This is a genomic window from Flavobacterium sp. B167r (assembly GCF_056824315.1).
Map to the genome: position 1 here is coordinate 2,653,683 of NZ_CP124859.1, position 12,308 is coordinate 2,665,990.

General features: G+C 31.2%; 14 protein-coding genes. 6 read left to right on the forward strand and 8 right to left on the reverse strand.

All coding sequences use genetic code 11. From position 1 onward, the window contains the following. The first annotated feature begins 11 nt into the window (after positions 1 to 11). Positions 12 to 431 carry a helix-turn-helix domain-containing protein gene (locus QLQ96_RS11735; protein WP_482496831.1) on the forward strand — a complete coding sequence of 140 codons (420 nt, stop codon included), beginning with the start codon at positions 12 to 14 and terminating at the stop codon, positions 429 to 431. 51 nt (positions 432 to 482) lie between these two features. Here the strand turns inward: QLQ96_RS11735 and QLQ96_RS11740 are convergent, their stop codons facing one another. Together QLQ96_RS11740 and QLQ96_RS11745 are read right to left on the reverse strand one after the other, a co-directional pair. Beyond that, positions 483 to 974 (reverse strand): GNAT family N-acetyltransferase, encoded by a 492-nt coding sequence (locus QLQ96_RS11740; RefSeq protein ID WP_482496832.1) that lies wholly within the window; start codon positions 972 to 974, stop codon positions 483 to 485. A 141-nt stretch (positions 975 to 1,115) separates the two neighbouring features. After that, on the reverse strand, positions 1,116 to 1,502 hold the full coding sequence (locus QLQ96_RS11745) for a tetratricopeptide repeat protein (RefSeq protein WP_482496833.1): 387 nt from the start codon (positions 1,500 to 1,502) through the stop codon (positions 1,116 to 1,118). Between the two features lie 333 nt (positions 1,503 to 1,835). Here QLQ96_RS11745 and QLQ96_RS11750 point away from each other — a divergent pair, with 333 nt between their 5' ends. Continuing rightward, positions 1,836 to 2,285 carry a hypothetical protein gene (locus tag QLQ96_RS11750; RefSeq protein WP_482496834.1) on the forward strand — a complete coding sequence of 150 codons (450 nt, stop codon included), beginning with the start codon at positions 1,836 to 1,838 and terminating at the stop codon, positions 2,283 to 2,285. A 50-nt stretch (positions 2,286 to 2,335) separates the two neighbouring features. Here the strand turns inward: QLQ96_RS11750 and QLQ96_RS11755 are convergent, their stop codons facing one another. The 4 genes from QLQ96_RS11755 to QLQ96_RS11770 all read right to left on the reverse strand — a co-directional run bounded on the left by QLQ96_RS11755 (position 2,336) and on the right by QLQ96_RS11770 (position 5,298). Beyond that, the gene (locus QLQ96_RS11755) at positions 2,336 to 2,722 is read right to left on the reverse strand and encodes a secretion protein (protein WP_482496835.1); all 387 of its coding nucleotides are present in this window, start codon (positions 2,720 to 2,722) and stop codon (positions 2,336 to 2,338) included. 365 nt (positions 2,723 to 3,087) lie between these two features. After that, positions 3,088 to 3,489, reverse strand: a complete 402-nt coding sequence (locus tag QLQ96_RS11760; RefSeq protein WP_482496836.1) for a T9SS type A sorting domain-containing protein — start codon at positions 3,487 to 3,489, stop codon at positions 3,088 to 3,090. 483 nt (positions 3,490 to 3,972) lie between these two features. After that, positions 3,973 to 4,377 carry a T9SS type A sorting domain-containing protein gene (locus tag QLQ96_RS11765; protein ID WP_482496837.1) on the reverse strand — a complete coding sequence of 135 codons (405 nt, stop codon included), beginning with the start codon at positions 4,375 to 4,377 and terminating at the stop codon, positions 3,973 to 3,975. A gap of 558 nt (positions 4,378 to 4,935) precedes the next feature. Beyond that, positions 4,936 to 5,298, reverse strand: a complete 363-nt coding sequence (locus QLQ96_RS11770; RefSeq protein ID WP_482496838.1) for a T9SS type A sorting domain-containing protein — start codon at positions 5,296 to 5,298, stop codon at positions 4,936 to 4,938. A 450-nt stretch (positions 5,299 to 5,748) separates the two neighbouring features. Here QLQ96_RS11770 and QLQ96_RS11775 point away from each other — a divergent pair, with 450 nt between their 5' ends. From QLQ96_RS11775 to QLQ96_RS11790, 4 genes are all read left to right on the forward strand, one after another. Beyond that, entirely contained in the window at positions 5,749 to 6,621 is an 873-nt protein-coding gene (locus QLQ96_RS11775) for an AraC family transcriptional regulator (protein WP_482496839.1), read from the forward strand. Positions 6,622 to 6,894: 273 nt separating this feature from the next. Next, positions 6,895 to 7,764 (forward strand): alpha/beta hydrolase, encoded by an 870-nt coding sequence (locus QLQ96_RS11780; protein WP_482496840.1) that lies wholly within the window; start codon positions 6,895 to 6,897, stop codon positions 7,762 to 7,764. A gap of 89 nt (positions 7,765 to 7,853) precedes the next feature. Further along, the gene (locus QLQ96_RS11785) at positions 7,854 to 8,378 is read left to right on the forward strand and encodes a hypothetical protein (protein WP_482496841.1); all 525 of its coding nucleotides are present in this window, start codon (positions 7,854 to 7,856) and stop codon (positions 8,376 to 8,378) included. A gap of 78 nt (positions 8,379 to 8,456) precedes the next feature. Continuing rightward, positions 8,457 to 9,817, forward strand: a protein-coding gene (locus QLQ96_RS11790; RefSeq protein ID WP_482493167.1) for an IS3 family transposase whose coding sequence is annotated in 2 segments (ribosomal slippage) — positions 8,457 to 8,919 and positions 8,919 to 9,817 — 1,362 coding nt in all. Because the reading frame shifts where the segments join, the coding sequence is not laid out codon by codon here. A gap of 71 nt (positions 9,818 to 9,888) precedes the next feature. Here the strand turns inward: QLQ96_RS11790 and QLQ96_RS11795 are convergent. Beyond that, the gene (locus tag QLQ96_RS11795) at positions 9,889 to 10,857 is read right to left on the reverse strand and encodes a TerC family protein (RefSeq protein ID WP_482496842.1); all 969 of its coding nucleotides are present in this window, start codon (positions 10,855 to 10,857) and stop codon (positions 9,889 to 9,891) included. Between the two features lie 281 nt (positions 10,858 to 11,138). After that, a complete protein-coding gene (locus tag QLQ96_RS11800) occupies positions 11,139 to 12,155 on the reverse strand; it encodes a glutamine synthetase beta-grasp domain-containing protein (protein WP_482496843.1) in 1,017 nt (338 codons plus the stop codon). Positions 12,156 to 12,308 lie beyond the last annotated feature (153 nt).

Below are 12,308 nucleotides of genomic sequence, written 5' to 3' on the forward strand. Positions count from 1 at the left end.
ATCTTTGAATTATGAGCACACTAACAAAACCAAATCATATAGGGCGAAAAATAAGCCGTATTCGTGAACTTCGTGATATGAAACAGGAAGCTTTGGCGCAGGCTTTAGGAACAAACCAGCAAGCGATTTCTATTTTAGAGAATAGCGAAACGATCGATGAAGATAAACTTATCGCAATTGCGAAAGCGCTTGGGGTAACAGCAGAGGCAATTAAAAACTTTTCAGAAGAAGGAATGATTAATTATTTCAATACTTTTAATGAATCAGTATCAGATAGTAGTTTTGGAAGTATTCATAATAATAAATGCACTTTCAATCCATTAGACAAATTAGTAGAATCTTTCGAAGAAAATAAAAAGCTTTACGAGCGTTTGCTTCAGGCAGAAAAAGAGAAAATAGAATATTTAGAGAAATTGCTAAATCAGAAATAGTAATTTTAGAATAATAAAAAAGCACTCGTCAAATGAGTGCTTTTCTTAATTTTAATTGCCTTCCATTTCGCTTATATCGCAACGCATGGTTGTCAGTATTGGTTCAAATCCGGCTTTTTTATAAGCGTTGACTGCTGCTTCATTTTCAGAATAAACCTGTAATCTAACTTCGGTTATTCCTTTAGATAAAACCCATTTTTTAAGTTCGTCAATTAATAGACTATTAAGACCTTTTCCTCTAAATTCTGGATCAACATACATAAAACCAAGATAACCAAATAATTCATGGGTTTGATAGGGTAGAGCAGATCGAATTTGGGCATATCCGCAACCAACAATTTGATTGTTATAACATATAACCAAAACTTCTGTTTTGCTGTCTAAAATAAGCTCCTGTAAATCATAATAAAAAATGGCTCCCTCTTTTAAGGTTACGTCGAAAGGTCTTTCTGCATTTACTAAAAATTGTAGAAATTCGGCAAGTTTAGGTAAGTCTGAATTTACAGCTCGCCTGATCGTTATATCTTTTGTGTTTTCATTCATATTTCAAATATATTGAAAATAAATTCTGACTGAATAAGAATTCCTGCTAAAATCTTTACCGAATGTTCTGTGAAAAGTAGAGCTTATAACTCTGTTGAAAATTAGGGTTGTGGGAAATTATAAGATATAAAAACTGTTCTATTAAACTTTATTTTTTATAGCTGTTTTCGGTTTACGTTTTAATTTTTCGATAAGAGCATCGGCTTTTTCATTTTCAGAAATAAAACGTAACGATTCTGCGTAGCGGTAATAATAAACAGGATCTAAATCTGTGGTTAGGGCGAAGAGTTCGCGATACCATTCGGCAGCTTTTTCTAGTTCGCAGTTAGAATAAGAAGAATTTCCTAGTTTTTGAAATAAGTCGACAGATTTGTAACCTTTTGCAGCAACTTTTTCGTAGGTTCTTATAACATCGACATACGCGTACTTTTCTCCGACTTTTTCAGTTTTATAAAAGGTTTCCTTTTGTGCTGTTGCGTGAAAAGAAAATACGATTAACGGTACTAAAATAACTAGTTTTTTCTGCATAGGTTTTTAGTTTTGGTTGTGGTTTTTAATCGTATTCTTCATTGTTTTTGAAAATCTTTTTCACTGCAAATAACAGCTTTTAGCAACTATAAACTTCAAAAGAATGTTTTTAGTATGTTCTTAATGTGATTTTTTATATGCAAATATATGGATATCAATGATATGAGTTGCTTTTTAATGATGCCTTTTTGATTTATCGATTATTTTTAGTTATTTCAAATTGTTGATTTTAAGAGTTTTATGGTTTTTTGTATAATTTAAAAACGGCTTATAAACTCTATTTTATTTATAAAGAAATATAATTTAAATTTATATGACTGAAGATTTTTTAAGATGACAATACAGGAATATTTAGAAAAAATAGAGGCTCTGCAAAGCGAAAAAACTAAGATTATATTTTCTAATAATACTAATCTAGAGCTTTATATTCAAAAAATAAAAAGTAAAACTATCGACCTGTCTTTGACTCTTAATGAAATATTAGAAAAATCTGATTCTAAAATGACGACTGTAAATAAAGATGCAATAAAACAATTTTCAAATCATTTAGGTTTGTTATTTATGGAAGAACAAGAATATGGAAATGTTTGTTTTGCCAATAGCGATGAGGTTAGGGCAGAATATAGGCAGAGTTTCAGATTGATAGATTTACTGGATTATCTTTATGCTTTTGCGCATTCATCTGTTTTTAAAGCATCTCAAAAAATAATACTGACAACAGAAACTGATCTTTTTTGGAAATTGGTAAAAATTGGTTTTGGCTTTAGAAATGACAATAAATAAAAAAAGCAGCTCCTGGTACGGGCTGCTTTTAATTCTTTGGGGGCAAAAAATTAACGACGGAAAGAAGGACTCTGGTTAACAGATTGGTCTAACTTTACAGTCTTTACTTTTTTAGCAGCGACTTTAATTTCGTGTTTCGCAACTTTGTCGTTTGCTTTCACTTCAAGAACATAAGTTCCAGCAGGAAAACTTTCTAAACTAATTGTTTTTGAAACTTCTAATTTGTCTGCTGCAGATTCTCCCGCATAAAGTAAGTTGTGACTTTCGTCATAGATAGAGAAAGATGCATTTTCTACAGTGTCTAAAGTAAAGCTAACTACTTTTCCGTTTCCTGTTTTGATGTTTAAAATGTAATCACCTTTTCCGTCAATGGCGTAGGTAAACACAGTCGCTAAAAAAAAGGCAGCAACTAAACCAGCTTTGGTAAATTTTGTCATGTTTTTTTTAAATTGTTAATTACTAAATGTGGAACGTGTAAAACTACAAATACAAATTTAATTTTTAGCAATAAATGGGTATTTTTAAATGCTTAAGTTGTTGAATTGTAATTATTTCTGTATTTTGTTTGAACTATGTACGTAAATACTGGGCTTGTGGATTTGTTTTTGCAAATATTTTTTAGCACTTAAAAATCAAAGAGTTGGAATTAATAAGAATAATTTTTCAGAAAATTTATTGTTTTACTATTTCGACTCCATTCTTAAACAAAAAAACAGCTCTAAACCACAAAGAGCTGTTTCTTAAAACATATTTTTTTAATTTTTCTAACCTTGATTTATACTTTATATGTGCGCATGGAATCTTAGCGCGCAACAACAGTTGAGTTTTTAGCAAAACCTGATTTGTAAGCATAAGAAACTGCATTTTTAGATAAAACAGCGTTATCAGTTATTGTAATTTCATATTTTGCTTTTTTTACATTGTCTTCTACTTCTAAGAAATAAGTTCCTTTAGGAAATTCTTCTAGACTGAAAGTTCTTAAGATACCCTCTTTTCCAGAAGCACTTTCAGAATAAATTAAAGTTCCGTCCTTATCATAAATAGCTAAATCAGCTTTCTGTACTTTGTTAAGTGCGAAAGTGATCAGTTTTCCATTAGCTTTTAATACATGAAGATTAAATTCTCCATTTCCATCAATTGCGTATGTGCTTATTCCTGTGAAAAGCAACGCTGCTACTAAACTCAATTTTGCAATATTTTTCATGTTACTAGTTTTTTAAAAATAATAGTTCTAATTCTCTGATGCTAAATTAGTTATATAGTGGAGTGAAAAGAGCAACTGTGTTTTCATATTTCTATGCTATATTCTCATTTACGAAACCGTTATAGGTTAAAACATGAATTATATTTAGTGTTTTTGTTAATTAAGTTGTTATTTTTTAATGTTTTGCTTGATTTTAACTTTGCACTGAGTTAAGGATTTCTTTGCAAAATTCTGTATCGAATTTAACCGCAAAGTGCACTAAGATCTACACAAGCACGCGAAATTGTTTTAAAATAAAAAAGTTCGTAAAGCTTAAAAAATAAACTTTGCGAACTTTGCGTAACCTTAGCGTCTTTGCGGTTAAAAAAAGCAAAAAAAAAAACAGCTCTATAACCACAAAGAGCTGTTTTTAAAACTTTTGAAAGTTTTTAAACTTACTAACTATCTAACCTCACTTTTATACTTTATGAAAGCATAAACTTTTTAGCGTGTTGCCACACTTGTATTTTTATCGAAACCTGGTTTGTAAACTGAAGAAACTGCTTTTTGAGTTAAAACAGAAACATCATCGCTTACTATTATTTCGTATTTTGCTTTTTTTGTATTGTCTTCTACTTCTAAGAAGTAAGTTCCTTCTGGAAATTCTTCTAGACTAAAAGTTCTTAAAATTCCATCTTTACCTGAAGCGCTTTCAGAATAAATTAGAGATCCATTTTTGTCGTAAATAGCTAAGTTAGCTTTTTGCGTTTGGTTAAGACCAAAAGTGATCATTTTGCCATTAGCTTTAATAACGTGCAGATTAAAATCTGCTGTTCCATCAATTGCATATGTACTTATTCCTGTGAAAAGCAATGCTGCTACTAAACTCAATCTAACAATCTTTTTCATGGTATTTAGTTTTTAAATTAATAGTTCTAATTCTCTGATGCTAAATTACTTCTGTTGTAAGTGAAAAAGCACAACTGTATTTTCTTATTTCTATGCTGTATTCTCATTTACGAAACCGTTATAGGTTAAAATATGAATTATATTTATCTTTTTTGCTAAAACGCTTATTATTTTTCAATGTTTTTGATGGTTTTTAATTTACATTGAGTTAAGGATTTCTTTAAAAAATGTAGGAATTATTTATAGGTTCTAAGGTGCTGAGATACTAAGGTTCTGAGTTTTTCTTTTAGGGTTTAATTATAGAGGCGCACAGTAGTGCTTCTTATGGCTGATTTGCTAACAATGGATAAAAAGAACTTAGAGCCTTAGTATCTCAGCATCTTAGCATCTTTGAAAAAAGTATAGAGCAAAAAAAAACAGCTCAGTAACCACAAAGAGCTGTTTTTAAAACTTTTGAAAGTTTTTAACTTACTAACTATCTAACCTCACTTTTTATACTGTATTAGAGTATAAAATTTTAAGTGCCGTGAAGAATTGACACTTAACCTTAATATTTTCTTAGTTAACTGAAGTTCCTTTTGAAGACAAAACAGAACTGTTAGCATTTACAGTGATATCGTATTGTACTTTTTTGAAATTGTCAGCAACTTCTAAAATGTATTTTCCTTGTGGAAATTCTTCTAAACTAAAAGTTCTTAAGATTCCAGTTTTACCAGAAGCATTTTCAGTATAGATTAAATTACCATTTGTATCATATATACTAAGTACTGCTTTTTGTAATTGATTAATTCCAAAAGCAATTACCTTGCCATTTCCTTTTAATACATGAAGATTTAATGCTTCATTTCCATCAATTGCATAAGTGCTCATTCCTGTTAAAAGTACTGCACATACTAAACTTAATTTCATAACCTTTTTCATATTCTATAGTATTAAATTTTTTTTGTTCATTTCTCTGATGCAAAGTTATAGCAGCATGTGTGGTATTTTAACATCTATATTTTCCAATTTCTATGCTATATTCTCATTTACGAAACCGTTATATGTTAAAATTTGACTTTAATGTTGTGTTTTTGTTAATTTGATTGTTTTTATTCAAAGTTTTTGAAAAACCGCATACATCATAAAATTTCTATTTTTCCTACAATTTTTAACATATTTGTATAAAATCAAGTTTAAAATAGGATAAATAGAAAAAAAGTAGAGAAAAAAAATAAGACCCTAAAAAAAATCCTGTTTTGATGTAAATATCTCAGCGTTAAGTACGTTATTTTAATGTAAAATTCGCATTTACGAAACCGTTGTAGGTTAAAATTTAAATTATTTTAGGTGTTTTTGTTAAATTTGCTATTATTTTTTAAAGAAATTATCATGAAGACTATTGCCCCAGCTCTTGAAGTGATAACTAACTCATACGGAAGTTCTTTTACCTACACTAAACACGCCGAAAAGACCAATAGCAAAGCTCATTTATGGCACTATCATCCAGAGATTGAGTTGGTTTATATTAATGGTGGGGCTGGAAAAAGACAAATAGGAAGCCATGTTTCTTATTATACCAATGGTAGTTTACTTTTAATAGGAGCTAATTTGCCTCATTGCGGTTTTACAAATGAACAAACAGGAAATACAACTGAAACCGTAATTCATATAAAACCTGAATTTTTAGGAAGCGATTTTTTTATTGCTCCCGAAATGAAAAAGGTGCAAAATATTTTGAAGCAAGCTAAAGGCGGAATCGCTTTTGGCGGTGAAGCGAAAAAACGTATCGGAAAGAAAATTGAAATGATGGAAAACGAACCGCCGTTTCAAAGACTTATGACACTTTTGAGTGTTTTGGACGAATTGGAATCAGTGGAGGAATACACTATTTTAAATGCAGACGGATTTTCGATGGAGCTTCAGACTCAGGATAACGATCGTATGAATGTGGTTTTCAATTTTGTAAAAGATCATTTTCAGGAATCTATTTCTATAGATGAAGTTTCGAGCCTTGTAAGTATGACTACGCCTTCATTTTGTCGTTATTTTAAAAAGATTTCAAACAAAACATTTACTGAGTTTGTGAACGAATACCGTTTGGTACACGCTTCGAAGCTTTTGGCAGAACAGCCCATAAGTATTAATGAAGTTTGTTATGAAAGTGGTTTTAATAATTTCAGTCATTTTAGTAAATCATTCAAACAATATACAGGTAAAAGCGCTTCGCAATACCGTCACGAACATAAGATTATAATCAGCTAATTTTTTTAGCGAATGGTTTTTAGCCACGAATTCACGATTTTTTTTAAATATTATTCGTGAATTCGTGGCTTTTTAATTTTTAATTTCCACGAATTTTAGCTCTTAAATTAATTAGTGAAATTCATAGCATCGAGTTATTTAAAAATTCTTCAAAATAAAATTCGTGAATTCGTGACTATTTTTTTAGCGCAAAGGCCAGTGAGATTTTTCATATATTTTATTCTGAAAAAAAAGTATATTTACAAAACCTAATCAGAAAAAGAATATAAAAAAATGAAAAAAATGAAAATGCTTTTGTCTGCATTTTTGCTTTGTCTTGCCACCATGACATACGCTGCAAAAGTAGACACCTTACAAGTTGCCAGCACGGCTATGGGAAAAACCTATAAAGCTGCGGTGGTTTTACCCAATTCTTATGCAAAAAGTAAATCGGCTTTTCCTGTAATGTATCTCTTGCATGGCGCGTACGGACATTTTAGCGATTGGCTTAAAAATACTCCAAACAAAAAATTGGTTCATAATCTGGCAGACCAATACAATATGATTATTGTAATGCCAGAGGGTGAGACGTTTAGTTTTTATTTAGATAGTCCTGTAAGCAAAGAAAGCCAGTTTGAAACTTTTATTACTCAAGAAGTTTTACAGAAAGTAGACAAAACATACCGAACGATTGCAAATAAAAGCGGAAGAGTAATTACAGGTCTTTCAATGGGAGGGCACGGTGCGTTATATTTATCGGCAAAACATCCTGATTTATTTTGTGCGGCCGGAAGTATGAGCGGTGCGGTAGATATGAGTTCGATGCTGAACAGAGATTCTTCAGCACAGATTGTAAAATTAATGCAACCAGTTTTTGGAGATAAAAGCGGTAATACAGATTTGTACGAACAGCACGCAGTTTTAAGAATGGTTGATAAAATAAAAACAAATAAGCTTCCTTTAATTATAGACTGCGGTGTTGACGATTTTTTAATCGAACCGAACAGAGAATTGCACAGAAGATTAGTTTATTCAAAAGTAGACCACGATTATACAGAAAGGCCAGGAGCACATACTTGGGATTATTGGGAAAATTCACTTCCTTATCATGCATTATTTTTTAATAAAATATTGGCTAAGAATCAGCTTACTACAAAAAAATAAAGGTGTTTTTATTCTAAATTAAACCAAATCGTTTTTTTTGGTTTAATTTTTGGAATACCTTTATAATATAATCCTTAAAAAAAATAATTATGAAAAAGATACTTACCTTATTTGCAGTTATCGGTTTAATCGCATTTTCTAGCTGCGAAGGACCAGAAGGACCTCAGGGAGTTCCGGGACAAGATGGTCCAATTGCTGACGTTATTGATGTGAATAATGTTTCGTTTGATGCAAACGGAAACGGTGGAGTTAGACCTTTTGGATTTACACTTTTCTCTGGCGATGCAGTTGTGGCTTATAGAGCAGATGGAGTGTCTGGAGGGCGTACTGTTTGGGTTCAGATTCCAGAATCCCATTATTACGATGATGGGACTTTGTTTTTTACATACAAATTTAATTTTACTCAAGTTGATTTTGAGCTTTACTTGGAAGGTTTTGAATTAAATACTGTACCAACAAATTTAAGAACTGGACAAAAATTCCGTATCGTAGTTATTCCAGGAAATGATCCTGTAAATACTAATAAATCAGTTAATAAGCCTGACTACTCTGATTACTACGCTGTAATTAAAAAATATAACATTGATGATAGTAATGTTAAACAAGTAAATTAATTTTGAATTAATGATACAAAAAAAGGAAATCGCAATGAACTGCCCCCAAAAAGTTAGATACTATTTGGGGGCATTTTTATGGAAAGAAAAGTCAAATACAGTTATGAATTTAAGCTTCTTTGTGTCAATGAAGTTTTAAAAAAGAATTATTCAATTAATTCAGTTGCAAAAGAGAAAAATTTAAGAATATCAAATCTCTGCAAATGGATTAGTTTTTACAAAAAGGTTGGTAAAGAAGGGCTTTTACCTAGAAAGAATCAACACTATTCTGTTGATTTCAAACAAAATGTATTGCAGGGAATTATAGATAAGTCACTATCTTTGGAAGAAGCTTGTGTTGAGTTTAATATTCCCAGTAGTTCCGTTATCATTCAATGGCAGAAGAATTATCAAAAACTAGGAGTTTTAGGCTTACAGAATAAACCTAAAGGAAGACCTAAGCCTATGACTTTCAAAAGAGCCAAAAAGAAATCCGCTAAACCTCTCACTAGAGAAGAAGAACTTTTACTTGAGATAGAATCATTAAGATGTGAAAATGCTCTTTTAAAAAAGTTCAATGCCTTAGTTCAAGCCGACGAAATCAAGAATTTAAAGCGCAAGCCATAATAGAATTAAGGCATGATTATGACCTGGGCATCATGCTGGGCCATATGAATATGGCACGAAGCAGTTATTATTACTATGAAAAAAAATATCATATAATTGATAAATATAGAGATATAAAATTACTCATTCAGCAGATTTACCATCAGCATAAAGGCAGGTTTGGCTACAGGCGCATTACTTTAGAAATAAAAAATAAAGGCGTTTTAATTAATCATAAAACTGTACTCAGATTAATGAAGCTTTTAGGCTTAAAAAGCTTAATAAGAGTTAAAAAATATAAATCATATAAAGGAGAGCATGGGAAAATAGCTCCAAATATATTAAAGCGTAATTTTAAGGCAGAAAAGCCTAATCAAAAATGGGCTACAGATGTCACAGAATTTAATGTATCCGGAAAAAAGTTATATCTCTCTCCAATAATTGATTTATTTAATGGAGAAATTATCAGTTATGATTTATCTGAAAGGCCAGTTTTTAATCAAATTGCATCCATGCTTGAAAAATCTTTTGAAAGAATACCCGATAAGACTAATTTAATATTGCATTCAGATCAGGGATGGCAGTACCAAATGAAACAATATCAGCACTTATTAAAACAAAAGGGAATTAAGCAAAGTATGTCTAGAAGAGGTAATTGTCTTGACAACGCAATAATTGAAAACTTCTTCGGAATATTGAAATCAGAACTTTTTTACCTTAAAAAATTCAATTCCGTTACTCAATTAAAACAGGAAATAATCGAATATATAGAATATTACAATAATGACAGAATAAAACTTAATCTAAAAGGAATGAGCCCGATACAATATCGAGCTCATTATTATCAAATTTAATTATAAATTCGTCTAAACTTTTGGGTGCAGTCTACAAGATTTTCTTTTTTTTATCTATTGTTTTTTTAGAATTATTCTTTCTCAGAATCTGTCAATACTTTTTCTTGTCCGAACTTAAGTGAAACCAAAATTCCAATTAAAAGAGATAAAGCTATAAATCCTAAAGAAGCCCATTCTGGTACGTGAAACCAATCGTGAAGCAACATTTTTAATCCAACGAAAGCTAAAATAGCAACTAAACTGTATTCTAAATAACTGAATTTTGCCAGCATATTTGCCAAGAAGAAATACATAGAACGTAAACCAAGAATAGCAAAAATATTAGAACTAAATACTAAAAATGGATCTTTAGTAATCGCTAAAATTGCAGGGACACTATCTACTGCAAAAAGAACATCCATAACTTCAATAACAATTAAAGCAACAAATAACGGAGTAGCCGCTTTTTTTCCTTTTTCGGTTAAAATGAAAAATTTCTCATGCTCCATGTGCGAAGTAATCGGCATAATTTTTCCTAAAGCTTTATAAACAAAAGAATCTTTTGGGTGAAAATCTTCTTCTTCTCCAGAAAAAAGCATTTTTATAGCTGTGAAAATTAAGAATACTCCAAAGACATAAGTCGTCCAAGTAAATTTGTTGATCAGCATTACACCGAAGAAAATCATTAATCCGCGGAAAACTATTGCTCCTAGAATTCCCCAAAATAAAACACGGTGCTGGTATTTTTGCGGAATTTTGAATGAAGCAAAAATAATAGCGATAACAAAAATGTTGTCAACACTTAACGAAAGTTCAATTAAGTAACCTGTTATGAACTTCATCGCGGCAACCGAAGGTTTCAGATTATCAGGGTTATCAATATAATTTGTGGTATACAACCAATAAATTACTCCCGAAAATAGAAAAGACAAAGTAACCCAAACTAATGTCCATTTGCTGGCTTCTTTAGTGCTGATAATATGGGGTGTTTTGTTAAAGACACCCAAGTCTAAAGCAAGAATAAAAACTACAGCAAGTAAAAAAAGAGTCCAGACTATCATAATGATTTTGTTTAAATGATTTACAAAGATAAGTTTTGAAGCTTAACTTAAAAATTAAATTTAGCTCTAAAATTAAGTAATATTTGTTATTTGTAAAATGCTAAGTGTTATAAAGTTATAAGGTTTTTTGATTTTGAAACAACAGCTTTAAGTTTAAAATATGAATTTTTAAACTTCTCAAAATTTAAAACTTTGCCAAAGTTTCACTCGCAAGGATTGGGCATAAAAAAAGTGCCAACAAATAAATGCTGGCACTTTTAGAATATAATTTAAGCTTAGAATTATAGCGCTGAGTTAACAGTTTTGATAATTCTTGCAGCAATTTTGTATGGATCTCCGTTTGAAGCTGGTCTTCTGTCTTCTAACCAACCTTTCCATCCTTTTTGAACTGTCATCAAAGGAATTCTGATAGAACATCCTCTGTCTGAAACTCCATAAGAGAAATCGTGGATAGAAGCAGTTTCGTGCTTACCAGTTAAACGTTGGTCGTTGTAAGCTCCGTAAACCGCGATGTGCTCAGCAGTAACAGGACGGAAAGCCTCACAGATTTTTTCGTAAGTAGCTTGGTCTCCACATGTTCTTAATACTTCGTTAGAGAAGTTAGCGTGCATTCCAGAACCATTCCAGTCTGTATCTCCTAGAGGTTTTGGGTGATATTCAATATAGTAGCCATATTTCTCAGTCAAACGATCTAATAGGTAACGTGCAACCCAGATTTCATCTCCAGCTTTTTTAGCACCTTTAGCGAATAATTGGAATTCCCATTGTCCGCAAGCAACCTCTTGGTTAATACCTTCAAAGTTGATTCCAGCAGCGATACACAAGTCAGCATGTTCTTCTACTAATTTTCTTCCGTGAGTGTTTTTTCCACCAACTGAACAGTAGTACATACCTTGTGGAGCAGGATAACCTCCAACAGGGAATCCTAATGGCAATAAAGTTTTAGTATCCATGATGAAATACTCTTGTTCGAAACCAAACCAAAAATCATCATTATCATCATCAATTGTAGCTCTACCGTTAGAAGGGTGAGGAGTTCCGTCAGCATACATAACTTCTGACATAACCAACCATCCATTAATACGAGTTGGATCTGGATAAATTGCAACAGGAACTAAAAGACAGTCAGAAGAACCACCTTCAGCTTGTTTAGTTGACGAACCATCAAATGACCAGTTTCCAAGTTCTTCTAATGTCCCTTTGAAGTTTTCATGCTCTTCAACTTTAGTTTTACTTCTAAGATTTTGAGTTGGTTCATATCCATCTAACCAAATGTACTCTAACTTAATTTTAGCCATAATAATATAAATTAATTTTTTTGTTTTTTTTCGTTGGGTCAAAGATAGATTTATTTTCTTAGTCCTAAAAATTAGGGGGCTATTTTGTTTTATGAAGTATAATTTTTCGGATAAGCATAATTTTGATAGGGGTATATTTCAAAAAAAGCAATT